General features: G+C 47.8%; 22 protein-coding genes. 5 read left to right on the forward strand and 17 right to left on the reverse strand.

What is annotated here, in order from left to right; genetic code table 11:
- Window positions 1-19: 19 nt before the first annotated feature.
- Both carB and K401_RS0130370 read right to left on the reverse strand, forming a co-directional pair.
- Window positions 20-3,223, reverse strand: coding sequence for a carbamoyl-phosphate synthase large subunit (carB, locus tag K401_RS0130365; protein ID WP_024296489.1), 3,204 nt, complete (start codon window positions 3,221-3,223; stop codon window positions 20-22).
- On the reverse strand, window positions 3,223-4,296 hold the full coding sequence (locus K401_RS0130370) for a carbamoyl phosphate synthase small subunit (RefSeq protein WP_024296490.1): 1,074 nt from the start codon (window positions 4,294-4,296) through the stop codon (window positions 3,223-3,225). Before K401_RS0130370 ends, carB begins: the two co-directional genes overlap by 1 nt.
- A gap of 335 nt (window positions 4,297-4,631) precedes the next feature.
- Here K401_RS0130370 and K401_RS0130375 point away from each other — a divergent pair, with 335 nt between their 5' ends.
- Window positions 4,632-4,829 (forward strand): hypothetical protein, encoded by a 198-nt coding sequence (locus K401_RS0130375; protein WP_024296491.1) that lies wholly within the window; start codon window positions 4,632-4,634, stop codon window positions 4,827-4,829.
- A 108-nt stretch (window positions 4,830-4,937) separates the two neighbouring features.
- A complete protein-coding gene (locus tag K401_RS0130380; RefSeq protein WP_330362349.1) occupies window positions 4,938-6,203 on the forward strand; it encodes a peptidoglycan-binding protein in 1,266 nt (421 codons plus the stop codon).
- Between the two features lie 190 nt (window positions 6,204-6,393).
- On the opposite strand, the gene K401_RS0130385 is transcribed toward K401_RS0130380, so the two are convergent.
- From K401_RS0130385 to K401_RS0130430, 10 genes are all read right to left on the reverse strand, one after another.
- The gene (locus K401_RS0130385) at window positions 6,394-7,296 is read right to left on the reverse strand and encodes a DUF368 domain-containing protein (RefSeq protein WP_024296493.1); all 903 of its coding nucleotides are present in this window, start codon (window positions 7,294-7,296) and stop codon (window positions 6,394-6,396) included.
- Between the two features lie 179 nt (window positions 7,297-7,475).
- Entirely contained in the window at window positions 7,476-8,246 is a 771-nt protein-coding gene (locus K401_RS0130390) for an N-acetylmuramoyl-L-alanine amidase (protein ID WP_029695406.1), read from the reverse strand.
- 92 nt (window positions 8,247-8,338) lie between these two features.
- Complete coding sequence (locus K401_RS0130395; protein ID WP_024296495.1) at window positions 8,339-8,794, reverse strand: Lrp/AsnC family transcriptional regulator; 456 nt, start codon at window positions 8,792-8,794, stop codon at window positions 8,339-8,341.
- Between the two features lie 133 nt (window positions 8,795-8,927).
- The gene (locus tag K401_RS0130400; RefSeq protein WP_024296496.1) at window positions 8,928-10,157 is read right to left on the reverse strand and encodes an LL-diaminopimelate aminotransferase; all 1,230 of its coding nucleotides are present in this window, start codon (window positions 10,155-10,157) and stop codon (window positions 8,928-8,930) included.
- 17 nt (window positions 10,158-10,174) lie between these two features.
- Window positions 10,175-10,987 carry a diaminopimelate epimerase gene (dapF, locus tag K401_RS0130405; protein ID WP_024296497.1) on the reverse strand — a complete coding sequence of 271 codons (813 nt, stop codon included), beginning with the start codon at window positions 10,985-10,987 and terminating at the stop codon, window positions 10,175-10,177.
- 15 nt (window positions 10,988-11,002) lie between these two features.
- A complete protein-coding gene (locus tag K401_RS0130410) occupies window positions 11,003-11,551 on the reverse strand; it encodes an ANTAR domain-containing response regulator (RefSeq protein ID WP_024296498.1) in 549 nt (182 codons plus the stop codon).
- A gap of 42 nt (window positions 11,552-11,593) precedes the next feature.
- On the reverse strand, window positions 11,594-12,931 hold the full coding sequence (gene glnA / locus K401_RS0130415; protein ID WP_024296499.1) for a type I glutamate--ammonia ligase: 1,338 nt from the start codon (window positions 12,929-12,931) through the stop codon (window positions 11,594-11,596).
- 161 nt (window positions 12,932-13,092) lie between these two features.
- A complete protein-coding gene (locus tag K401_RS0130420) occupies window positions 13,093-14,961 on the reverse strand; it encodes a heavy metal translocating P-type ATPase (RefSeq protein WP_024296500.1) in 1,869 nt (622 codons plus the stop codon).
- Window positions 14,962-14,976: 15 nt separating this feature from the next.
- Window positions 14,977-15,201, reverse strand: coding sequence for a cation transporter (locus K401_RS0130425; protein WP_024296501.1), 225 nt, complete (start codon window positions 15,199-15,201; stop codon window positions 14,977-14,979).
- 40 nt (window positions 15,202-15,241) lie between these two features.
- Entirely contained in the window at window positions 15,242-15,625 is a 384-nt protein-coding gene (locus K401_RS0130430) for an ArsR/SmtB family transcription factor (RefSeq protein ID WP_024296502.1), read from the reverse strand.
- Window positions 15,626-16,003: 378 nt separating this feature from the next.
- On the opposite strand from K401_RS0130430, the gene K401_RS0130435 reads away from it, so the two are divergent.
- The 3 genes from K401_RS0130435 to K401_RS0130445 are packed head-to-tail and all read left to right on the forward strand — an operon-like array spanning window position 16,004 to window position 18,418.
- Entirely contained in the window at window positions 16,004-16,804 is an 801-nt protein-coding gene (locus K401_RS0130435) for an ABC transporter ATP-binding protein (protein ID WP_024296503.1), read from the forward strand.
- Between the two features lie 11 nt (window positions 16,805-16,815).
- Window positions 16,816-17,619 carry an ABC transporter permease gene (locus K401_RS0130440; RefSeq protein ID WP_024296504.1) on the forward strand — a complete coding sequence of 268 codons (804 nt, stop codon included), beginning with the start codon at window positions 16,816-16,818 and terminating at the stop codon, window positions 17,617-17,619.
- A 13-nt stretch (window positions 17,620-17,632) separates the two neighbouring features.
- On the forward strand, window positions 17,633-18,418 hold the full coding sequence (locus K401_RS0130445) for an ABC transporter permease (protein ID WP_024296505.1): 786 nt from the start codon (window positions 17,633-17,635) through the stop codon (window positions 18,416-18,418).
- A 70-nt stretch (window positions 18,419-18,488) separates the two neighbouring features.
- Here K401_RS0130445 and K401_RS0130450 read toward each other — a convergent pair whose 3' ends face one another.
- From K401_RS0130450 to K401_RS0130470, 5 genes are read right to left on the reverse strand one after another with little or no spacing between them, the layout of a single operon-like run.
- A complete protein-coding gene (locus K401_RS0130450; RefSeq protein ID WP_024296506.1) occupies window positions 18,489-19,895 on the reverse strand; it encodes an MATE family efflux transporter in 1,407 nt (468 codons plus the stop codon).
- A gap of 21 nt (window positions 19,896-19,916) precedes the next feature.
- Complete coding sequence (locus tag K401_RS0130455; RefSeq protein ID WP_024296507.1) at window positions 19,917-20,867, reverse strand: glycoside hydrolase family 25 protein; 951 nt, start codon at window positions 20,865-20,867, stop codon at window positions 19,917-19,919.
- A 36-nt stretch (window positions 20,868-20,903) separates the two neighbouring features.
- Window positions 20,904-22,031 carry a sporulation integral membrane protein YtvI gene (gene ytvI, locus K401_RS0130460; RefSeq protein ID WP_024296508.1) on the reverse strand — a complete coding sequence of 376 codons (1,128 nt, stop codon included), beginning with the start codon at window positions 22,029-22,031 and terminating at the stop codon, window positions 20,904-20,906.
- A gap of 57 nt (window positions 22,032-22,088) precedes the next feature.
- The gene (gene hisC / locus K401_RS0130465; RefSeq protein ID WP_024296509.1) at window positions 22,089-23,141 is read right to left on the reverse strand and encodes a histidinol-phosphate transaminase; all 1,053 of its coding nucleotides are present in this window, start codon (window positions 23,139-23,141) and stop codon (window positions 22,089-22,091) included.
- A complete protein-coding gene (locus tag K401_RS0130470) occupies window positions 23,138-24,346 on the reverse strand; it encodes a pyridoxal phosphate-dependent aminotransferase (RefSeq protein ID WP_024296510.1) in 1,209 nt (402 codons plus the stop codon). Before K401_RS0130470 ends, hisC begins: the two co-directional genes overlap by 4 nt.
- Window positions 24,347-24,426: the final 80 nt, after the last annotated feature.

Consider the following 24,426-nt stretch of genomic DNA (forward strand, 5'->3'; position numbering starts at 1 on the left):
TGCGTTCCAGCCTTTTTTGTTATTTATTTTTTATCCGTGCAATATCGATTAAGGTCAGTTCTTTTGCCCTGTTCTCCATGCTGGTGACCAAAGCGGCCGCCGTATCCAAGGAAGTTAAAACCGTTACGCCTGTTTCTATGGCATTTCTCCGGATCACAAAGCCGTCTCTGCTTCTGTCCGCCCCCTGGGTCGGCGTATCAATGACCAGATCGATCTCATGGCCCAGGATCAAGTCCAGAAGATTGGGGGATTCCTGTTCCAGCTTGCGCACCATAAGGGCCTTTATCCCATGGTCCTTTAAGGCTCTGGCCGTTCCTGAGGTGGAAAATATCTTATAGCCCTGGTCCTGGAACCTTCTTGCAATATCAATGATCTCCTCTTTATCGGAATCCTTCACGGTTATGATCATATTTTTATGTCTCGGAAGCTTGATCCCGGCTCCTGCAAACGCTTTATAAAGAGCCTCATTAAAGGTTTTTGCTATCCCTAAACATTCTCCGGTGGACTTCATCTCCGGTCCAAGGCTTACATCGGCGCCGCGGATCTTTTCAAAGGAAAACACCGGCATTTTCACGGCAATATAATCTGCCTCAGGCAAAAGCCCAGGCTCATATCCCAGGTCCCTGACGGAGTGTCCGCAGATGACCTGGGTAGCCAGTGGAATAATGGGAACACCGGTCACCTTGCTGATATAAGGTACGGTCCGGGAAGACCTGGGATTTACCTCAATCACATACACCTCTTCCCCGCTTACAATGAACTGAATGTTGATCATGCCCTTAACATGCAGGGCTCTGGAAAGCCTTTTTGTATATTCCACCAGGGTTTCCTTTACGGTTTCACTGATGCTTTGGGCCGGATATATGGAAATGCTATCACCGGAGTGGACGCCGGCCCTTTCCATATGCTCCATTATGCCTGGAATCAGAATGTCCTTTCCGTCACAAACTGCATCCACCTCAATTTCCTTGCCAGGTATATATTTATCCACTAAAATGGGGTGTTCCTGCGCGATCTGGTTGATGATTCCAATGAATTCATCAATATCCTGATCAGAGATGGCTATCTGCATCCCCTGTCCGCCCAGAACATAGGAGGGCCTTACCAATACCGGATATCCCAGCTCTCCTGCCGCCTTCTTGGCTTCCTCTGCTGTGAAAACCGTCTGGCCCGCAGGTCTTGGAATCTGACATTCCTCCAAAATCTTATCAAACAGTTCCCTGTCCTCAGCCGCATCCACATCCTCCGCAGATGTGCCCAGAATGGGAATCCCCATTTTCATTAAGGCTTCTGTCAGTTTAATTGCCGTCTGTCCGCCGAACTGGACCACGGCCCCGTCCGGCCTTTCCACATCAACGATGCTTTCCACATCCTCCGGGGTAAGAGGCTCAAAATACAGCTTATCCGCGATATCAAAATCCGTGCTCACTGTCTCCGGATTGTTATTGACTATTATGGTTTCATATCCTTCTCTGCGGAAGGTCCACGTACTGTGAACCGAACAGAAGTCAAATTCGATTCCCTGTCCGATGCGGATGGGGCCGGAACCAAGAACCAGCACCTTTTTTCTTCCCTCGGTTTTTACCGCTTCATTCTCGCTTCCAAAGCAGGAATAATAATAAGGGGTTTCAGCGGCAAATTCGGCGGCGCAGGTATCCACCATTTTAAACGCTGCTACAATGCCGTTTTCCTTTCTCATCCGGCGGATCTCTTCCGCCGGAATTTTAGTCAGCCTGGAAATGATTGTATCAGGAAATTCAAGCCGCTTTGCTTCCATTAACAGATCCGGGGTAAGAGGTCCTTTCTTAAGGGCTTCCTCCATTTCCACAAGAATTGCCAGTTTATCAATGAACCACACATCAATTTTTGTAATATCATGGATCTTTTCATAGGAAAAGCCTCTTCTTAAAGCCTCTGCAATGACCCAGATCCTTCGATCATCCACCAGGTGAAGGGTCTCGGCCAGCTCCTCTTCCGTAAGCCCTGTAAAATCATAGGACATGAGGCTGTCCACATGCTGCTCCAGGGAGCGGATAGCCTTCATAAGACCGCCTTCAAAATTGGTGCAGATGCTCATGACCTCGCCGGTGGCCTTCATCTGGGTTCCTAAATTTCTCTTTGCGCTTAAGAACTTATCAAAGGGAAGGCGGGGCATCTTTACCACACAGTAATCCAGCATGGGTTCAAAGCTGGCATAGGTCTTCTTTGTCACCGCGTTCTTTATTTCATCCAGGGTGTAGCCCAGGGCGATCTTGGCCGCAACCTTTGCTATGGGGTAGCCGGTGGCCTTGGAGGCCAGGGCAGAGGAACGGCTGACACGGGGATTTACCTCGATCACACAGTACTCAAAGCTTTCCGGGTGAAGAGCATACTGGACGTTGCAGCCTCCGGTGATCCCAAGCTCGCTGATGATCTTAAGGGCAGAGGTGCGAAGCATCTGGTACTCCTTATCTCCCAAGGTCTGGGAAGGAGCCACCACAATGCTGTCCCCGGTATGAACTCCTACAGGATCGATGTTTTCCATATTACATACGGTGATCACATTGCCTGCGCCGTCCCGCATCACCTCGTATTCGATTTCCTTCCAGCCTGCAATACAGCGCTCCACAAGGACCTGTCCCACGCGGGATAAACGGAGCCCGTTTTCCAGGATCTCACGGCACTGTCCCGGATTTTCTGCAATTCCTCCCCCTGAGCCGCCTAAGGTATAGGCGGGACGGAGCACCACGGGATATCCGATCTCCTCGGCAACCTTAAGGCCATCCTCCACATGTTCCACAATATCAGAGGGAGCCACCGGCTCACCGATTTTTTCCATGGTCTCTTTAAACAGCTCCCGGTCCTCTGCCTTTTTAATGGTAAGGGCCGTGGTTCCGATGAGGCGCACCTTGTGCTCCTTTAAAAACCCCTTATCATCCAGTTCCATGGCAAGGTTTAAGCCAGCCTGGCCTCCAAGGGTTGGCAGGACGCTGTCAGGCCTTTCCTTTAGGATAAGCTGTTCCACCACCTCTACGGTCAAGGGTTCTATATAAACCTTATCTGCAATGTCCTTATCCGTCATGATGGTCGCCGGATTGGAGTTTAAAAGAACCACTTCTATGCCTTCTTCTTTTAAAGAGCGGCAGGCCTGTGTTCCGGCGTAATCAAATTCTGCTGCCTGGCCGATGACGATGGGACCGGAGCCAAGAACGAGCACCTTTTTAATATCCTGATTCTTCGGCATTATCTTTCCACCTCCATCATTTTTATAAACCGGTCAAATAAGTAGCCGGAATCCTGCGGACCAGGACAGGCCTCCGGATGATACTGCACGGTGAATATATTTTTGCCTGTATATTTTAATCCTTCATTGGTTCCGTCGTTTACATTGACAAAGGCAGGAACCGCCACTGCTTGGTCCATGGTGTCCACATCCACCACATAACCGTGGTTCTGGGAGGAAATATACACCCGTCCGGTTTCCAAATCCTTCACCGGATGGTTGCCGCCTCTGTGGCCGTATTTCAGCTTGTGAGTATCAGCGCCGGCAGCAAGGGCCATGAGCTGATGACCCAGGCAGATGGCGAAAATCGGAACATTGGATTCATATAATTTCTTTATTTCCTCAATGACCTCCACGCACTCCTTTGGATCCCCCGGTCCGTTGGACAGCATGATTCCGTCCGGACAGGAAGATAGGATCTCTTCTGCTTTCGTCAAAGCTGGGTAAACCGTTACTTCACAGCCTCTCTCCTGCAAGGAGCGGGCGATATTCTGCTTTGCCCCCAGATCCAAAAGTGCCACCTTTTTCCCTGGGCCTGGCAGAACGTATTTCTCCCTGCAGGTGGTCTTCTCCACCACACCGGTCACGGAATATGTTTTCATACGCGAAATGACAGCTTCAAGGTCATAACCTTCATCGGTTGTGATCATGCCGTTCATCGTACCTTTTTCTCTTAGGATTTTTGTTAGGGCTCTTGTATCGATACCACTGATACCTGGAATGTTGTGTTCTTTTAAGAAATGCTGAAGGGTATCCCCGCTTCTAAAATTGCTGGGAATTCTAGATAATTCTCTGACAATGTAGCCATCCGGCCATGGTTTTAGTGATTCCATATCTTCATGACAAATACCGTAATTACCAATCAGGGGATAAGTCATCACAACCGCCTGCCCCGCATAGGAGGGGTCGGTGAGGACTTCTAAATAACCTGTCATGGAAGTATTGAATACGATCTCACTGATCACTTCCTGGGTTGAACCAATACTCGATCCTGTAAACACAGTACCGTCTTCCAGTATTAAAAAAGCTTTCATAAGCAAAGTCCCTGTCCTTTCTTAATGCTATGGTTGTTGAGCCTGCCCAAATACTACCGTTCAGCCATGCTATTCATAATTCAGCAAATCAAATATATTTCTGAAAGGTGGATATGTACGGCTGAACTGAATGCCCAAATTGTATAGATTATACATGATGCTGCGACATTTTTCAACTGTTTTCTTCTTATATATTTTTTTATATTTTCTTATAAATCCTGCATATTTTATTATTTTATTAAAAAATCATGCATAATAATGCAAAATCTATGGTTGATTTTTCAAAAGTATACTTTCTGCACAATCCGCACAAACTATGATTGAGGTGATAAATTATGATTGATAACAGCGAACTGCCCATCGGCTTTACCATGGAGTTAGCGCAGCACTCGGATATTCTGACCCGGTTCGCCGAACTTCCGGAAGAACAGAGAAACAGGATTGTAAACGGAGCAAGATCCGTTGAAAGCCGGGATGAAATGCGTAACTATGTGGAGTCCATGTTTCAAGAAACAAAATCATCCTTTTTCTAAAAAGCTTCCCGCAGGATTAAATTTTATCTTTCCCTGCGGGGGCTTTTGTAATTATTCCTTTTCCCTCTTAATATATTTAATAATAATTAATTCATTAAGGGGCATTCTATGAAAAAATTCACGACGGTTATGGCACAGCAAACGACTGCTTCCGGCGCGCTTCAGGTAGATGTAGTTTCCCAGGAAAATAATTTCCCCATCCGGGATGCAGAGGTTTCCATTGCCTACAAGGGGGACCCTGAAAGCACGGTGGAACGTCTTACCACCAACTCATCCGGTCAGACGGAGCAGGTCCAGCTTGCCGCACCTCCAGTTGACTACAGCTTATCACCGGGCCTTTATCAACCCTACTCGGAATACATACTTACCGTCATAGCCCAGGGCTTTGAACCTGTGGCCATCTCCGGCACGGAGATCCTGGCAGATTCCACGGCCATTCAGCCGGTGCGCATGACTCCTGTCCAGGATGAAGTAGGGCCGGATGTTCCCATCGTCATCCCGGACCATACCTTATACGGAGAGTATCCTCCCAAAATCGCGGAAGCTGAGGTAAAACCCATAGCTGAATCAGGAGAAATCGTTTTAAGCCGGGTAGTGGTTCCCCAGACGATCATCGTCCACGACGGAGTCCCTACCGATCCGACAGCTACCAATTATTACGTCCCCTACTTAGATTACATTAAAAACGTGGCATCCAGCGAAATTTACGCCACATGGCCCAGGTCCGCCATCACCGCCAATGTTCTTGCTATCATGAGCTTTACTTTAAACCGTGTCTATACGGAGTGGTACCGGAACCAGGGATATGATTTTACCATCACCTCCTCCACGGCCTTTGACCATAAATGGATCTATGGGCGGAACATCTACGAAAGCATTTCCCAGGTGGTGGATGAGATCTTTAACAGCTACTTGTCCCGTCCAGGCATCAGACAGCCCATCCTCACCCAATACTGTGACGGCAACAGGGTCCAGTGTCCTAACTGGATGTCCCAGTGGGGAAGCTGCACCCTTGGAGAACAGGGCTATTCCGCCATTGAAATACTGCGTTATTATTATGGAAGTGATATGTACATCAACACCGCAGAACAGGTATCCGGGGTTCCTTCCTCCTGGCCAGGTTATAACCTGACCATCGGAGCCAGCGGTGATAAGGTCCGCCAGGTTCAGGAACAGCTTGATACAATCGCTACCGTCTATACCGCCATTCCACGCATCAGGGCCGACGGAATCTTTGGCCCGGCAACCGCCGAAGCAGTCCGGCAATTCCAGTCCATTTTCGGGCTTCCTGTAACCGGCATCATTGATTTTGCCACCTGGTACAGGATTTCCCATATTTATGTGGGGATCACACGGATCGCAGAGTACTCTTAAAAAGCAGGGTCTTACAGACCCATGATGATATGTCATTTTAAGTATAGCACTGAATGATGATAATAACCATTCAGTGCTATATTTTTAACCTTATTTCTGATATAATAAAATAAATAATTTTACAATGCAATGCATTCGGTCAGTGCAAGGAAAAAGGCCCCATGGAAAGGGCCTTCTTCCTTTTTCTATCTTAACCTTCTCCCCCCAGTAAATCGGCCGCCACATATCCCAGCAAAGCCAGAGCAATCCCCCCAAGCAGCTCATACAGCTTCACCTCTCCCCACTGCATATCCCATAAGATGACAAAGGGAGAGGAAAACACCAGGCCTATGATGACCCGGTACATTTGGCGCTCATGGCGGGTGAGAAGGCGTTCCACCACTTTTGCAAAGAGAAACACACCGATCAAAAGACCCGACACATAGGGCGCCAGCACCAGCCCGTTTATCCAAAGGCTTTGGAGGTCAAAAGATGAGAGAGCCCTTATGCAGGCATTGTTCGTCTGCAGTATGGGTTCATAATAGCCTATCATCATCATGATCATGGATCCGCTCACTCCCGGAACCACCATGGTGGCTGCAGCCAGCAGACCCACCATAAACAGCGTGAACATCCAGAGCCTTCCGGAAGAAAGATAAGCCGCACCGGAAGCCATGTTCATTCCCTCTCCGCTATGGCCGGAGGTAATGGTTGTTTCGGCAATAAAGGTAATGAGAATGACCGCGCAGCAGGTAAGGGCTGCCGTTAATATGCCTTTTTTTCTGTCTGTCCGGTCTTTTGTAAACGATTTTTGAAAAAGGGAAGGAAGTCCGCCGCCGATCAATCCCAAAAATGCCATTTTGGTTTGGAGCGGATATGTATGGAAAAGGTATTCAAATGCCAGAGACAGAAAGATAATGCCTGCAACCGCCCCTACCCCATAAGGGAGGAGAACCCGCAGGCTTTTTAAAGGTTCCCGGAAAAGCTGCGTCACCGCATGAATGATCTTATCGTACACTCCCATGGTAATAGCCAGCATTCCCCCGCTGATGCCGGGAAGTATGTTTGCCACGCCAATGATAACACCCTTTAAAAGCTCACTGATATATTCCAAGCAATTCCTCCTGAATTAAATATATATGGTATATCCTATGCCCTCCTGACCGCTTCTAATACACCTTTCCCCTGGTTACGTCTGTTTTCTGGCAGCAGAAAAAAGCCGCAGGGGCGTGACTTCTTTCAAAAAGCCTGCGTCCCGGCGGCCAGATGCAAAGCAACAAAGCAGCCTTGGGCTTAAAACACAGCCGGTCTTTTTACCATAAACGTGCTATATCCGCACTTTCTGAGAGTCTGCTCCATGCGCACCGCATTATCGAGATTGCGGAATGCTCCCACACGGACCTTATATAATCCGTCTTCATAGACAACAAAGGCCGGGAAACCCTGCGCCTTTAAAGTGATGACCTGATCTTCTGCCAGAGTATGGACCCGGTATGCCCCTACCTGCACCTGATAATATTCGGGACGTGTCTCCTCCTGTTCCTTTATGGAATTTAGGACGCCATCTGCAATGGCCTGGGCCACAGCCTGGAAGTTCTCATCAAATAAGTTATTATCCTCTTCGTTGTCAATAAATCCTACTTCCACCATAACCGATGGTATCTTTGTCCGCCTGAGAATTACCAGGCCCGGACGTTCTACTGTGCCTAAATTGACAAATCCGGCTTCATTTAAGGCTTCTCCTATGTTTTTGGCCAGCATGCCCGGCACCCCTTTATCTTCAAATACAAGAACTTCTATTCCGGAACCGGTGCCTGGAACCGGCATGGCATTGCGGTGGAGGGAAACAAATAAATCTGCTTCCGCATCATTGGCCATCATGGCCTTCTCAAGGGGCGTATTGTAGGTATCGTCAGTTCTGGTATATCTGACGTCAACTCCGTTGTCTGCAAGAATTCTTCCCACAGCCATCGCAAGCTTTAAGTTATCATCTTTTTCTTTCCGTCCGCCATAGGACGCACCTGGATCCGCGCCGCCATGACCGGCATCTATTACTACGATCATTCTCTCAGCCAAAAGAAAAACTCCCTTCACATACTTCTATTATATAAAGTATGTAAAGGAAGCCTTCTCGGTACCATTTTTTCGTACCATATTTATTCTTTTTCTCCTAATTCCGCCATCACATCCACGTCTCTTGGCCCTACCGGAGTGGAAAATACTATCTGAGTGCTGGTCTTTCCGTATTTCTGAAGCCGCCCGATAAAAACGTCCAGCTCCATGGTACTTGGAAAAGCTACTTTCACCAGCATGGAGTATTCTCCTGTAACGCAGTTGCACTCCAGCACATTGGGTATGGACTTCATATCCTCATAGAACTGGATCTTATCCGCCGGTGGAACTTCAAGGCTTACAAATGCTGTGATATGGTATCCCAGCTTCCTTGAATCCACTGCTGCATGGTAGCCAGTGATGATTCTTTCCCGCTCCAGCTTTTCAATTCTGGAAGAAACTGCGGGAGAAGACAGAAAAGTGGTTTCTGCTATGTTTTTTAAGGATTCTCTGGCATTCTTTTGTAATGTCTTCACTATTTTTCTATCGATGTCATCCATTTTTTCCTCCCGGAAAGAAGAAAAGCGCCAGCACCGCTAAGGCACTGAACGCTTTTGTTCTTTCAATTAAAACTGCACGCTTATGAATCTTTCATAGATTTATCATAACCAATCATTATATGCTTGTCAATGTTTATTTTTTAAGGCACGGCATTTTTTTCATCCGTTCCATGGCTTCTACGGTGTTCTCATAGGTTCCAAATGCCGTTAAACGGAAGTATCCCTCACCGCTTGGTCCAAATCCGCTTCCAGGAGTTCCCACCACGCCGGCTTCCACAAGAAGGCTGTCAAAAAACTCCCAGGAGGTCATTCCTGCCGGTACCTTTAACCAGATATAAGGCGCATTGACGCCGCCGTAAACCTCACAGCCGGCTTCCTTCAGCCCGGTGTAGATGGTTTTCGCATTTCTCATGTAATAAGCCACCTGTTCCTTTAACTGGGCCTTTCCTTCCTCAGAATAAACCGCAGCTCCGGCCTTCTGGACAATATAGGGCGCTCCGTTAAATTTAGTTCCATGGCGTCTGGCCCATAGGGAGTGAAGAGAGACCCCTCCCCTTACCAGGACTTTTGGAATGACGGTAAAGCCCAGGCGCACGCCGGTAAAACCTGCATTTTTTGAAAAGGAACGAAACTCAATGGCACAGGTTTCGGCGCCCTTGATCTCATAGATGGAATGAGGCACGTCATCCTGGGCAATGTAGGCTTCATAGGCAGCGTCATAAAGGATCACAGCCCCCTTGTTATTGGCATAATCCACCCATACCTTTAACTGGTCCCTGGTGAGGGTGGTTCCCGTAGGATTGCCCGGAACACATAAGTAAATAAGATCCGGCGTCTCGTTTGGAAGCTCCGGTACAAAATGATTTTCAGCCGTACATGGCATATAAATAACATTGCTCCACTTACCGGCTTCTTCCTCGTATTCCCCGGTTCTTCCTGCCATGGCATTGGAATCCACATAAACCGGATAAACCGGGTCGCAGACTGCAATTTTACAGCTTTCGTCAAAGATCTCCTGGATATTTCCGCAATCACTCTTAGCGCCGTCCGAAATAAAGATTTCATCAGGGGATATCTCACAGCCTCTGGCTGTGTAATCTTCCTTTGCAATGATTTCTCTTAAAAATCCATAGCCCAGATCCGGCGCATAGCCATGAAAGGTCTCCTTACAGCCCATCTCATCCACCGCTTCATGAAGCGCATTAATAATGGCCGGCGCAATGGGCTGGGTCACATCACCGATTCCCAGACGGATGATCCTCTTATCCGGATTTGCCTCAGTATAGGCGTTTACCTTTTTCCCAATGGTGGAAAAAAGATAGCTTCCTGGAAGCTTTAAGTAATTTTCATTGATTTTTACCATGGGTTCCTCCTGTTACTTTAAAGATTTTTTATGTTAAATTCACCTTCAAACACTTCCACCGCCGGTCCGGTCATGAACACATGTCCGCTTCCTTCCCGGTCCCAGTGAATGGTCAGATTACCGCCCTTTAGTTCCACTTGAACGGTTTGGCCGGTACGGCCGCTTAAGGCAGAGGCGACCGCACTGGCAGTGGCTCCTGTCCCGCAGGCATAAGTTTCCCCGCTGCCTCTCTCCCATACCCTCATGCGGATATAATCCCGGTTCACCACCTGAATAAATTCTGAATTGGTCCGTTCCGGAAAACGCTCATGGTTTTCAAAAGCAGGTCCAATGGCCTCTAAATCCAGACAGTCAATGTTATCCAGGTAGTAAACGGCATGGGGGTTTCCCATGGAAATGCCGATGAACTCATAGCTCTTTCCATCGACCAGTATCGGCTCCGGCACCTGGCTGGTGATCTCCGGCACTCCCATGTCCACTGTGATCTGGACAGCCTTTCCATTCTCCTGTTTTACCTTTAAATGTTTGATCCCTGCTCCCGTCTCCACGTCAAATTCCGTTTTTTCCACCAGGCGGTGATCGTAAACATACTTTCCCACACAGCGGATGCCGTTGCCGCACATCTGGCTCTCCGAGCCGTCGGCGTTAAACATCCGCATTTGGCAGTCCGCTGTCTCTGACGGACAGATGAGGATCAGTCCATCGGATCCAATGCCAAAGTGCCGGTCGCTGACCTTTTTGGCAAGCTCGGCCGGAGCTTCCACAGATTCCTCAAAACAATTGATATAAACGTAATCGTTTCCGATTCCCTGCATTTTTGTAAATTTCATCGTTCTCTCCCACAACTATCGATTGATCAGGCTCATGATCATCTGGGCAGTTTCCACCATATTGGTTCCGCTGTCCATGCTGCATTTCTGGATGTACCGGTGGGCATCCGTTTCGGACATGTGGTTCCGCTCCATCAAAAGCTCTTTTGCCTGTCTGATCATTTCTATTTCTTCCTTGCTCCGCTCTTTTGGCTGGCTTTTTAATTTCTTACGCCTTCTGGCAAGAGATTCCATCATCATTTCCAGAGTGCTTACCAGATCCTGTACCTTTAAGGGATGGCCCAGGCAGACCACACCCTCAGGCGCCCTGCCGCTCCACTGGCTGGGGGACACTAAAAGAAGCATCTGCATGCCCTCCGGAAGGCATTCATAAAGCTCATGAAACACCATATCCGCAAACCTGTATCCGCATACTACGATTCCACTGCCCAGCTCGTCGGCGCTGTTTACCGCCTGTGCACCGGAGGTGCAGACCGCTGATACCGTAAAGCCGTTCCTCATAAGAATATTTTTAATATTTTTTGCATCCTCTTCTCTGGAAAATGCCACTATCACATTGGTCAAACACTCTCACCTCCAGATAATCGTATCAGAAAACAGAAATCATCAATACTTATACAGGTATTCTTCCACTTCCCAATCCGTTACCTGGGCCCGGAACAGGTGCCATTCGGTTTCCTTTGCTTCCAGGTACTTGGTATAGATATGTTCGCCCAGCACTTCTTTCATAAAATCGTCCTTCCGGAAGTCCTCAATGGCCTCTCCCAGGGTTTCCGGCAGGCGCTCAATGCCTTTTTTCAAAATCTCCTCCGGCTGCATGGCAAAAATGTTCTGATCAACGCTTTCCGGCGGAGTAAGCCCTTTTTCGATCCCGTCAAGACCGGCAGCCAGGCAGGCAGCCAGAGCCAAATAAGGGTTGACGGCCGGGTCCGGACAGCGAAGCTCAATCCTGGTTCCCGCTCCTCTGGAGGAAGGGATGCGGATCAGAGAGCTTCTGTTTGCCCTGGCTGACCATGCAATATAAACCGGAGCGTCATATCCGGGGACAAGGCGTTTATAGGAATTGACCAAGGGATTAGTTAGTATTGCCATCCCTTTCATGTGATAAAGGATTCCTGCTATAAACTGATAGGCAGTCTTGCTTAAGCCCAGCTTATCGGATGCGTCCTCAAACATGTTATTGCCTTTTAAATCAGACAGGGACATATTGATGTGCATTCCGGAACCGTTGACTCCTGCCTTTGGTTTTGGCATAAAGGTAGCATGAAGTCCGTGGCGCTTGGCAATGGACTTTACGGCCATTTTAAAGGTCATGATGTTATCTGCTGTCACCATGCCCTCTGCATACTGAAAATCGATTTCATGCTGCCCAGGAGAAATCTCATGATGGGAAGCCTCGATCATAAATCCCATTTCTTCCAGATTCAGCACCATATCCCGGCGGACATTCTCGGCCAGATCAATGGGAGCCACATCAAAATAGCTGGCTGTCTCATGGGTTTCCGTTGTGGGACGCCCCTCTTCATCCGTATGGAAAAGGAAGAATTCACATTCCGGCCCTGCATGGAATTCAAATCCCATGTCCCTTGCTTTCTTCAGCACTTTTTTAAGCACGAATCTGGGATCGCCGTCAAACGGCATCCTGTCCGGGCAGTATACGTCGCACATCAGGCGGGCAACCTTCCCCTGCTGTGGACGCCATGGAAATATCTCAAAGGTATCAAGATCCGGATAAAGGTACATGTCAGACTCTTCCATTCTCACAAAACCCTCAATGGCAGAACCGTCAAACATGCAGCGGTTCTCCAGTGCCTTGCCAAGCATGCTTTTGGTGATCGCAACATTTTTCAGCATACCGAAAATATCTGTAAACTGAAGGCGGATAAATTCCACGTCTTCTTCCTCTACGATCCGGAATATATCTTCTTTGCTGTACTTGCTCATAATGCTGTCTCCCTTCTTAAACTCTAAAATGAAAAGCCCCAGCTTTTCTGTAATAGCAAAAAAAGGGGCAGGCAAACACAGTCTCACATCAATGGACCATCTTCGCACCACCCCGTCATATGTGTAAAATATAACAGCTGGGAAAAAATTTGTCAATATTTTTATTTATTACTTTGATAAGCCAAAGCCCTGATGGCATTTAAAATGGCAAGTACCGAAACCCCTACATCTCCAAATACGGCTGCCCACATCGTTGCCATTCCAGCGGCCGACAATATAAGAATGAGCACCTTTACTCCAATGGCGAAAACGATATTCTGCTTCACAATGACCGCTGTTTTCCTGGCAATTGCGATGGCGTCTATAAGCTTTGAGGGTTCATCCGTCATGATCACCACATCAGCGGCTTCTACCGCCGCATCAGAGCCGATTCCGCCCATGGCGATTCCAACATCGGCACGGGCAAGGACCGGGGCATCATTGATGCCGTCACCTACAAAGGCCAGATTCATCCCTTCCCGTTTCCTTGACAGCAGTTCCTCTACCTTTCCTACCTTATCACCGGGAAGAAGGCCGCCGTGAACCTCGTCAAGCCCCAGCTTTTCACCAACCGCGCGGCCAACTTCCGGCTTATCACCTGTCAGCATCACCAGCTTCCTGACTCCTGCCTCCTTTAATCCTTTTAATGCCATTGGCACGTCATCCCGTATGGTGTCAGAAATGGTGATGGAACCCAGATACCGCCCGGCCTCAGCCACATAAAGAGAGGTTCCTGTTACAGACTCCTGGGCCGGGACCGTGATCCCCTGCTGTTCCATAAGCCTTGCATTGCCGATATAAAGCTCCTGTTCCTTCCCTTCTTCATTAAGCTCTGCCTTAATGCCGTGTCCTGCTATCTCTTCCACCCTGCCGATGAGTGTCTCATCAACAGGCTTTCCATAAGCTTCCTTTACCGACAAAGCGATGGGATGATTGGAATGGAACTCTCCATATGCAGCCAGCCTTAAAAGCTCTTCCTCAGTTCCTTCTGCAGGATCCACGTTTGTGACCCGGAATTTTCCTGTTGTAAGAGTGCCTGTTTTGTCAAAGACAACTGTTTCCAAGGAGGCCATGGCTTCTAAGTAATTGCTTCCCTTCATAAGGATCCCATTTCTGGAAGCAGCGCCCAGCCCTCCGAAAAAGCTTAAGGGAACGGAAATCACCAGAGCACAGGGACAGGAAACCACCAGAAAGCTGCAGGCACGGTAAATCCAGGTTCCCCACCCGCCGCCAAACACCAAAGGAGGAATCAATGCCAGGATGAGTGCCAGAGCCACCACAACCGGCGTATAAACCCTTGCAAACCTGGTGATGAAGTTCTCGGCCTTTGCTTTTCTAAAGCTGGCATTTTCCACCAGCTCCAGGATCTTTGCCACCGTGGAGTCATCAAACAGCTTTGTTACCCTGACCTCCAAAACACCGTTTAAATTAATGGAACCGCTGAGTACGGCATCGTTTTCCTTCACTTCCACAGGCATGGATTCTCCTGTCAGGGCCTTTGTATCCAGCCCTCCGGTACCCTTTATGACAACGCCGTCAAGAGGTACCTTTTCTCCCGGTTTTATTACGATGGTATCCCCTACTGAAACCTCGTAAGGGTCCACTTTTTCTTCCTTCCCATCCTTAAGAAGATTGGCATATTCCGGATTGATATCCATAAGCTCTGTGATGGACTTTCTTGATTTGTTTACCGCGTAGTCATTAAAGAGTTCACCGATCTGGTAAAACAGCATGACTCCCACCGCTTCTTCCATAGCTCCGATACCGATGGCACCAAAGGTCGCCACTGACATGAGAAAATTTTCGTCGAAAAACTGGCCGTTTTTAATGTTCCGGATTGCCCTTAAAGGAATGTCATACCCTGCCGCAAGATAGGAGATCAAAAAGAACAGCCAGTACCAGACTGTTTTTTCCTCCCCAACCATTCCTGCTGCAAAAAACAGGGCGCTGGCCGCAAGCCTGATTGCCATCCGTTTCTGTTTCTTTGTCATCGCTGCTCCCCTGCCTTACCGAAGCACCTTAAATTCTGCTTCAGGCTCAATCTTGTATGAGATCTTTTTGGCTGCTTCCATGATTTCAACCGACTTGCCGTCTTCGATTTCCATGGTCATCCTCTGGGTCATAAAGCTTACGGACGCGCTTTCCACACCATCTAATTTCTTTACCTCTTCTTCAATCCTGGCCGCACAGTTGGCGCAGCACAAGCCTTCCAGCTTGACAATCTTCTTCATAACAGTTTCTCTCCTTTTTTATTTTTTATTCCTGTCTTCATCACTCATTGATATGCTCCATCCCCTGAGCCAGGATGGTCTCGATGTGGCCGTCAGCCAGGGAATAAAATACGGTCTTTCCCTCTCTGCGGAACTTCACCAGGCGCATCTGCTTCAGCACCCGGAGCTGGTGGGAAATAGCTGACTGACCCATTTTTAAAAGATTTGCAATATCACATACACACATCTCTGACTGGCTTAGTACATAGAGGATCTTTATCCTGGTAGCATCACCAAATATTTTGAAGAAATCTGCCAGATCAAGAAGCTCCTGATCCTGGGGCATGGCCTTTAGCACCTGACTTACAACAGTTTCATGAACACAGATAAAATCGCACTGGTCGATTTCACAGTCCTGAATATTTCTTTTGCTGTCCTGCTCCATTGGGTACCTCCTTAATCTCACCATTATTATATGAATAATTGTTCATATGTTTATATTATCACTTTTTCATAAAATGTCAACCGCTTTTTTGTTCACTTGACAGCCTGCCCCAGTGGTGGTAGACTTAAATTCCTTTTCCATTCTAATTTCACATCTCACATTCAGGAAAAGAGAATATTGATACCACGGTAGAGTCCCCGGAAAGAGAAATTTTCTGATTCCGGAGAGCAGCGTTTCCATCGGTTTACCGAATGGCGCTCACCGCTTGGCAAGATATTGGGATCCTCTGACCAGTTATGACAGATTTCTTTCTTACGAAAGAACTGTCCGCTGCCGGAAAGAACGGGTTCACAAATATTACTACCAGGAGGAACTTTTATGATTCAAGTGGAACACATGAACAAGACCTTCAAGGTCGCAAGAAGAAGTGCCGGCTTTTCAAAAGCAGTCAAGGCCCTTTTTCGCAAAGAGGTGGAAACCATCCACGCCCTTTCCGACATCTCCTTTATCATAGGAGACGGAGAAATGGTAGGCTATATCGGCCCCAACGGCGCAGGAAAAAGCTCCACCATCAAAATTCTAAGCGGAATCCTTACACCGGATAACGGCACCTGCCTGATCAATGGCCGGGTCCCATGGAAGGAACGCAAGGCACATGTAAAGGATATTGGCGTTGTCTTCGGCCAGCGCACCCAGCTTTGGTGGGATGTCCCCATTCTGGATTCCTTTGAACTGCTCCGCGACATCTACGAAATCCCCACAAACCAATACCAGGAAACCCTGGACGAGCTGACAGAACTTTTGTCCCTGGGAGAGCTTTTGCGCACACCGGCCAGGAACTTATCTTTAGGCCAGCGGATGCGCTGCGAGATTGCTGCTTCCCTTCTCCACAGACCAAAGATCCTGTTTCTGGATGAACCAACCATTGGCCTAGATGCAGTATCCAAGCTTGCAGTCCGGGACTTCATCCGAAAGCAGAACCATAAGCACAAAACCACTGTCCTTCTTACCACCCATGATATGCAGGACATCGATGCTCTGGCAGACAGGGTCCTCCTGATCGGAAAAGGACGGCTGCTTTTAGACGGCGCTCTTTCGGACTTAAAATCCCACCGTCCCAGGGAAGATGCCACACTGGATGAGATCATTGCCGCCCTTTACCGGGATTACCGGATATAGGAGGAGAAGCCATGAAAAAATACTGGTCCTTTTTCCGCATCCGTTTTATCCATGGGCTTCAATACCGTGCGGCAGCCCTTTCCGGCATGGTCACCCAGTTTGTATGGGGAACCATGGAGATCCTTTTATTCCGGGCATTTTATGAAGCTGCTCCTGAAAGCTTTCCCATGGAATTTCAGGCACTTTCCACCTACGTATGGCTTCAGCAGGCCTTTCTGGCCCTTTACATGACCTGGTTCTGGGAGTCTGAGCTGTTTGATTCCATTACAACAGGAAACGTGGCCTATGAACTATGCCGCCCTGTCCGCCTTTACAACATGTGGTTTGCCAGAGGTCTGGCCGTCCGCCTTTCCAAAGCAGTCCTTCGGTGCATGCCCATTCTGCTCTTTGCCTGGCTTCTGCCGGCCCCTTACGGCCTTGCTCTTCCAGGAAGCTTTCATACATGGTTTTTCACCCTTTTGTCCATGACCCTGGGGTTTCTTTTTGTGGTTGCCTTTGGCATGATCGTGTATATGTCTGTTTTTTACACCATTTCCTCCCAGGGGATCAAGCTGATCGTCACCTCCCTTTCGGAGTTTTTAAGCGGCTCGGTCATCCCTCTTCCATTTCTGCCTGACGGAATCAGGGAGTTTGTGAACCTTCTGCCCTTTGCCTCGGCCCAGAATGTCCCCTTCCGGATCTTCGGCGGTGATTTAAAAGGGCAGGACATGTATGCAAGCCTTTTCGTACAGGTATTCTGGCTGGCGATGTTTCTCATCATTGGACGGATCATGGAACGCAATGCTTTAAAACGCGTTGTGTTCCAGGGCGGTTGAAAGGAGGCATAACATGAATTCCATCCGGTTATACGAAAAATATCTGCTCATGCATTTAAAGAGCATGATGCAGCATAAAACCTCCTTCTTTTTAACCATCATAGGGCAGTTTTTAATATCCTTTAACATATTTCTTGGAGTCCTTTTTATGATGGACCGTTTTAAGGAAGTAAAGGGATTTTCCTATGGGGAGGTTCTCCTTTGTTTTTCCATTACGCTCATGGCTTTTACCATAGCTGAGGCCATCTTCCGGAGCCTGGACACCTTTGAGACCATCATAGGCAACGGAGAATTTGACCGAATCCTCTTAAAACCCAGAAACTGTCTGTTTCTGGTCCTGTGCAGCAAGATCGATTTAACCAGGATCGGACGGCTTTTGCAGGCTGCAGTCATGCTCGTATACGGCCTGCGGTTCAGTTCCATTGACTGGAACCCTGTCCGGGCCTTTACTGTCGTCCTCATGGTCACAGGCGGTGTGGCGGTATTTGCAGCCATTTACTTAATCTTTGCCTCCATATGCTTTTTTACCCTGGAAGGCCTGGAATTCATGAATGTGTTCACTGACGGAGCCAGAGAGTATGGAAAATATCCCATCGGCATTTATGGAAAAACCCTTTTGACAATCTGTACCTACCTGGTTCCATTTGCCCTGTTTCAGTATTATCCCTTTTTATATCTCACAGGCAGAACCTCCAATCCATGGTACAGCCTTCTTCCTCTGGCCGCCTGTTTCTTTCTTGTCCCTGCCGGACTTTTATGGAACTTCGGACTGTCCCGTTATCAGTCAACCGGTTCTTAAACCTAGCAAAAAGACCGGGGAGCGGACGGAATCTTTAAATTCCGTCCGCTCCCCGGTCTTTCTTAAGGGCTCAATGAACTATTTTCCCATGATGGCCGCAGCGAACTTTTGGGTCAAAGGCCGGCTTTCCGCTTCCCTTTATGACCTGTTCAAAGGTTAATAAAGTCACGGTCAGCGACACCACAACACTGATAAAATCCGAAACCGGCTCCGTATAAAATATCTTTTCTATCCCAAACCACACCGGAATAAGGACTGCACCCCCTAAAAATATCACCTTCCGGAACATGGAAAGGGAAATGGCCACCTTTGCGACTCCCATTCCCACAAACCCGTCTACAACCGCATACTGCAGCGCAAGAGGTATGATACCCATGGTGTATATCTTAATGGCCCACACCGTCAGTTCCACATAAGCCTCATTCTGGGTAAAAATGCGGACAAAGTAATGGGGAACCGTATGAGCCAGAATAAACATAATGGTGGTAAACCCAAGGGCCAGACCTGAAATATAAAAGCCTGCCTTTTTGATCCGGTCAGGCCTTCCCGCTCCGAAATTATAACCAAGTATGGTCTGGGTCCCTCCGGTGATCCCTCCAAGAGGCATGGTGACCATGAGCATAAAGCTCTGTACAATGGTCATGCAGGTAAGAAGCATGTCTCCCTGGCTCTCTCCGCCGTAACGCCGGATCACCATATTTAAGGATATTATTAAAACATTATCAAATGCAATGATGAGAAATGGGCTTAGGCCCAGCATCAGGACACGTTTCATGACCTGCCAGTCATAATTGCCGAAGGTGATCCGGATGGGCGGCTTGTCTCCAAACAGGAACTTAAGCACATAAGCGCAGGAAGCCATCTGAGACAGCACTGTGGCGATCGCTGCTCCCCGGACTCCCAGGCCAAAAACAAACATAAACACCGGGTCCAGCACGATATTGCATACGGCCCCCAGAAGCACTGACTTCATTCCGGTCTTTGCAAATCCCTGGCAGATGATGAACTGATTCATCCCTGTGGACAAAAGCGCAAAGACGGTGCCCAGCAGGCATATGGTAATGTAATCATTGGCATAAGGAAATGCGGCCTCGCTGGCACCAAACCACATCAAAAGCTTTTCTTTTACCATAAAGGAAATAACAGTGATCACCACCGATAAGATTGTTAAGAGCATAAAACAGTTTGCCAGTATCTGGCTGGCCGCCCTCTGGTTTTTCTCTCCCAAGCGGATGCTCATTAAAGGAGACCCTCCCACACCCACTAAAAATGCTACAGAAGAGATCATGGTCACAATAGGGCCGCAGATTCCTACCCCTGCCAATGCGATCTCCCCTGTTCCTGCGATGTTTCCTATGTACATCCGGTCTACAATGCTGTAAAAAACACTGACAAACTGGGCCAGCATGGAGGGAATTGCCAGCCTCCATACCAGGCCCCTGATTTGATCCGTATCTAAATTATTTTCTGTCTTCACGTCAAAACTCCGTTAATCCGGTCACTGGACCATGGCTCCGTCAGAGCCAAAGGTATAGGAAACTCCGTCAATATCCATGGCGGTATCATGAACCATGATGCCATTGGAATCCAGATAATACCAGATGTCTCCCACCTGGACCCAGCCGGTCTGTTTTACATAATTCTTTGTATAATATTTATTTCCGTCAATGGTTTTCCACCCTTCCGAAGGGATCAGAGCGCCGTAATCTGCAAAGGAAAGTTCAATGGTCACGTCTCCGTCGATCCCATCCACTCTTCCCTGGTCCGTACACTGCCAAATGGTACGGTTCTTATAATTGTTGACGGTTCCGTATCTGGCATACCATACATCATATGGGATCTGTTCAATATCAATGTAATTGGACAGCCATTTGTTATTGGCATAGACGATTGGACGGTATCCTGCATCGGAAATGGTCTTGCAGAATGCATTGATATTATCCGTAATCTGCTGCTTTGATAAATGATTGTCAAGAAGGTGCTGGGATTCCACATCATATGCGATGGGATAGGAAATCGGGTAATCCTTTACCATCCGAAGCACATATTTGGCTTCCTCCACTGCAGTCTGGGTATCAAGGGCCTGGGTATAAAAAAATACTCCGGTCTTTAGCCCGCCTGCCGCTGCGCCCTCCATATTTATGGAGTAATAGGGATCCCTGTCATTGAGATATCCGATGCGTACCATGGCAAAGGACACTCCGTCCTGAGCCACCTTCTTCCAGTCGATCCCTCCGTTTTCCGCATTCTGGCGGTTCTGATACTTTGTTACCGTAATTCCCTTTGCCAGCGCTCCTGCAATGGGGCTGCCGGAGGCATCCACATATTGTCCGTTTTCCAGTTTCCACGCCTCCGCAGAAAACCCGGTGGCAGGCGCTGCCGTGGCTTTTAAAGTCATGAGACCGGCTACAAGGCATAAAGCCACTCTCAGTTTTGTATTCTTTTTCATATTCTCCTCTTTCCCGCCATCAATGGCTGAACCAAATTAGTCCCGTCTTTTGCGGAAGTCATTAATATCATGAATCAATGTTTTCACGCTGTCAATAAAGGAATCAAAGGCTCCGAATTCATATAAATTTAAAAACAGCATGCCAATGGGCACCGCTAAAATCATGCCGGCGATCCCGCTTATTTTAAATCCAAGGTATAAAAACAGCAGTGTCATAAGAGGATCCAGGCCCATGGTGTCGCCTACGATCTTGGGCTGGATGACCTGCCTTAACACCAAAGTCAGAACATAGATGATCACCAGGCCAAAGCCAAAGGCATATTCACCTGCAACAAGGCGGATGACAGCCCATGGGATCAGAATGGTGCCGGTCCCCAATATCGGAAGAAAGTCAAGAATTGCTATGATAACTGCAAGAAGCAGGGCATAATTCACTCCCAGTACCAGAAATCCGGCTGCCAATACTGCGGCAATAATGAACATGATCTTGAACTGGGCAAGGAAGTAACCGCCCACCAGACGCTTTGCGTCCTTTTTTAAATACTGAAAATACTTGGTCCCCCCATTGGGGATGTACCGGTGAACCACTTCCATGATCTTATCCCTGTCCACAATAAATAAGTAGGAGGAAAAAATCGTCACAATGGTATAAACCAAAGCAGCCGGAATGCTCTTTACCACATTTCCCGCCACGGTCACCGTAGGAGAAGCAATTTTCTGGACCATTACATTTAAATATTCGCCTATATGGGTAAAAAACTGGTTTACGGACACCTGAATGTTCTCAGGCAGAAACTGCAAAAGCCCTTCCACCTGCAATAGCAGCTTCTGGATCTCGATCCAGGCGGACTCATAATACTTTGGAATATCTCCTGCAAAACCTGCCGCTTCGGCAATCAGCTTAGAGATCAGGAAATAAAGCACAGTTATAATAAGGGCCAGTACTGCCACCACAATCATCACGGAGCTGTGCTTCCTTACGATCTTCAAACGCTTTTCCAGAAAACGCACCAAAGGATTTGCAATGACCGCAATGATCCAGCCGATGACAAAGGGGAGGAAGAAATTTAAAAGCCTTGGCCCCCACACGCAAATTAAATATAAAAATAAAATCGGTATAACAATATTGAGAAACAGTCTGCAATATTTTTTAACTTGTTCCATTTTAATCACCTGCTTATATGATACTCCCCAAAGGCCTTCCTGACAAATGAATAAATTCTAAAGATATTCTTTCAAAAAACCGTAAAGCTTCTCCATCTCCTCATCCGTCCCTATGGAAATGCGCAAGTGATTGTCTATCCTTGGCAGCTTAAAGTACCGGACAAAAATATTGTTTTCCCGGAGAGCCTTATAAATCTCCTCTGCCTTTCGGTCCTTATGAGATGCAAAGATAAAGTTTGCCATGGAATCCGGGAATGAAAATCCCAGTTCTCCAAGCCGTTTCTTGGCATATTCTCTTGTGTTTATGATCTTTTCAAGGGTCTCCTTAAAATATCTGCCATCCTCAAGTGCTTTTGCACCTAAAATCAGGGAAGGGATGTTCATGGTGTAGGAATTAAAGGAATACTTTACATCGTTCAGCCTGCTGATTAAGTCCGGATGGCCGAAAGCGCAGCCGATTCTCATTCCAGCCATGGAGCGTGATTTGCTGAAGGTCTGAACCACCAGAAGATTTTCGTATTTTTCAGTCAGGCTTATGGCACTTTCCCCGCCGAAATCAATGTAAGCTTCATCTACGATCACCACAGACTCCTGGTTATGAGCTATGATATCTTCTACCTGGGAAAGAGACATAAGAAGGCCGGTAGGTGCATTGGGGTTTGGAAATATGATTCCCCCATTTTCCCTGTAATAATCTTCCTTCCTGATACGAAATTCTTCGTCAAGTGCAGGAGTTTCATATGGAATCCTGAATAAATCCGCCCAGACCTTGTAAAAGGAATAGCTCACATCAGGAAACAGTAGGGGTTTACTGGAATTAAAAAAGGTCATAAAAGCGACTGCGATCACATCATCAGAGCCAACTCCCACAAAGATTCTGTCCTCATCCACCTGATAAGCTTTTGAAAGGGCCTTAATCAGGACCGTTGCAGCCGGATCCGGATATTTGCGGAACAGGTCACAGTCCATCTGATCCAATGCCTGCTGAACGCCGGGAGCCGGCGGATATGGGTTTTCATTGGTATTTAACTTAACTAACTTTTCTCCCTTTGGCTGCTCTCCCGGCACATAGGGGGCAACCCTTCTGATGTTGGCTTCCCATGGTCTCATTGCTTTTCCTCCCTTTTTCCTGTAAGGCCGTACTCTTCCGCAATTTGCTTAAATGCAGGCAAAGAGCGCTGGATCTGCTCATAGGACACGCAATAGGCGATCCTCACATATCCCGGACATGCAAAGGAGGTTCCAGGGACCAAAAGCACCCGGTGCGCCTTGCAGGCCTGACAGAATTCCTTATCATCTGCCGGAGCCTTCACAAATAAATAAAAGGCTCCTTCCGGTTTGATGCATTCAAAACCATATTCCTTTAAACTGCCGTAAAGAAGCTCCCTGTTCCTGTTATATGCTTCCAGGTTTACCTGTTCATCCACACAGCGCACGATCACCCGCTGCATGAGAGAAGGGGCATTGACGCAGCCAAGCACACGGTTTGCAATGGCAGCGGCAGCTATGACCTTTCCGGAATCCTCCACCTCATCAGGAATCACCAGATATCCGATCCGTTCTCCAGGCAGGGATAAGGATTTACTGTAGGAATAGCAGACAACGGTATTGTGGTAAAACGGGGTGACATAGGGTACTTCTATCCCATCATAGGCCAGCTCCCGGTAAGGTTCATCAGAAATCAGCAGGATCTGGATTCCAAGCTCCTCTTCCTTTTTTAAAAGGATAGCTGCGATTTTGTGCAGAGTCTCCGCGGAATAGACCACTCCTGTAGGATTATTGGGGGTGTTGATGATCACTGCCTTTGTCTTAGGAGTGATCCTCTTTTCAAATTCCTCTAAATCAGGCTGAAAACTGGATTGATCCGGAGGCACCACCGCAAGCACGCCGTCGTAATTCCGGACATAAGAACCGTATTCCATAAAATAAGGTGCAAACACCAGCACCTCATCGCCGGGATCCAGTATTGTTTTTAATATTACGTTCATCCCGCTGGCAGCTCCAACGGTCATAAGAATATTTTCCAGACGAAAATGAGTTCCAAACCGCCTGTTTAAGGACTGGGCGACCGCGGCTCTTGTCTCTTCAAATCCTGCGTTGCTCATGTATCCATGGATTAAAGTGGTTTCCTCTTCCCTGATAATGTCCAGAATGGCCTGGTTCACCGCCGGAGGGGCCGGCACATTGGGATTACCAAGGCTGAAATCATAGACATTTTCCCTGCCATACACTGCAGCCATCTTCTTTCCTTCCTCAAACATGGCACGAATGGCGGAATTGTTCTTTACAAGGGGTCTCATCTTGTCTGCTATCATAATTTTATCCCTTTCCTTGTTATTGCCCACATTTTTTGGGCATTGTGGTATGCCTGTAAGCATCCTTCATCCTGAAACAG

The organism is Lacrimispora indolis DSM 755 (assembly GCF_000526995.1).
Lineage (GTDB): Bacteria > Bacillota > Clostridia > Lachnospirales > Lachnospiraceae > Lacrimispora > Lacrimispora indolis.

Coding starts and splice junctions, on each gene's coding strand:
- carB (WP_024296489.1), bottom strand. CDS start 3,223: ATGCCGAAGAATCAGGATATTAAAAAGGTGCTCGTTCTTGGCTCCGGT.
- K401_RS0130370 (WP_024296490.1), bottom strand. CDS start 4,296: ATGAAAGCTTTTTTAATACTGGAAGACGGTACTGTGTTTACAGGATCG.
- K401_RS0130375 (WP_024296491.1), top strand. CDS start 4,632: ATGATTGATAACAGCGAACTGCCCATCGGCTTTACCATGGAGTTAGCG.
- K401_RS0130380 (WP_330362349.1), top strand. CDS start 4,938: ATGAAAAAATTCACGACGGTTATGGCACAGCAAACGACTGCTTCCGGC.
- K401_RS0130390 (WP_029695406.1), bottom strand. CDS start 8,246: ATGATCGTAGTAATAGATGCCGGTCATGGCGGCGCGGATCCAGGTGCG.
- K401_RS0130395 (WP_024296495.1), bottom strand. CDS start 8,794: ATGGATGACATCGATAGAAAAATAGTGAAGACATTACAAAAGAATGCC.
- K401_RS0130400 (WP_024296496.1), bottom strand. CDS start 10,157: ATGGTAAAAATCAATGAAAATTACTTAAAGCTTCCAGGAAGCTATCTT.
- dapF (WP_024296497.1), bottom strand. CDS start 10,987: ATGAAATTTACAAAAATGCAGGGAATCGGAAACGATTACGTTTATATC.
- glnA (WP_024296499.1), bottom strand. CDS start 12,931: ATGAGCAAGTACAGCAAAGAAGATATATTCCGGATCGTAGAGGAAGAA.
- K401_RS0130420 (WP_024296500.1), bottom strand. CDS start 14,961: ATGACAAAGAAACAGAAACGGATGGCAATCAGGCTTGCGGCCAGCGCC.
- K401_RS0130425 (WP_024296501.1), bottom strand. CDS start 15,201: ATGAAGAAGATTGTCAAGCTGGAAGGCTTGTGCTGCGCCAACTGTGCG.
- K401_RS0130430 (WP_024296502.1), bottom strand. CDS start 15,625: ATGGAGCAGGACAGCAAAAGAAATATTCAGGACTGTGAAATCGACCAG.
- K401_RS0130435 (WP_024296503.1), top strand. CDS start 16,004: ATGATTCAAGTGGAACACATGAACAAGACCTTCAAGGTCGCAAGAAGA.
- K401_RS0130440 (WP_024296504.1), top strand. CDS start 16,816: ATGAAAAAATACTGGTCCTTTTTCCGCATCCGTTTTATCCATGGGCTT.
- K401_RS0130445 (WP_024296505.1), top strand. CDS start 17,633: ATGAATTCCATCCGGTTATACGAAAAATATCTGCTCATGCATTTAAAG.
- K401_RS0130455 (WP_024296507.1), bottom strand. CDS start 20,867: ATGAAAAAGAATACAAAACTGAGAGTGGCTTTATGCCTTGTAGCCGGT.
- ytvI (WP_024296508.1), bottom strand. CDS start 22,031: ATGGAACAAGTTAAAAAATATTGCAGACTGTTTCTCAATATTGTTATA.
- hisC (WP_024296509.1), bottom strand. CDS start 23,141: ATGAGACCATGGGAAGCCAACATCAGAAGGGTTGCCCCCTATGTGCCG.
- K401_RS0130470 (WP_024296510.1), bottom strand. CDS start 24,346: ATGATAGCAGACAAGATGAGACCCCTTGTAAAGAACAATTCCGCCATT.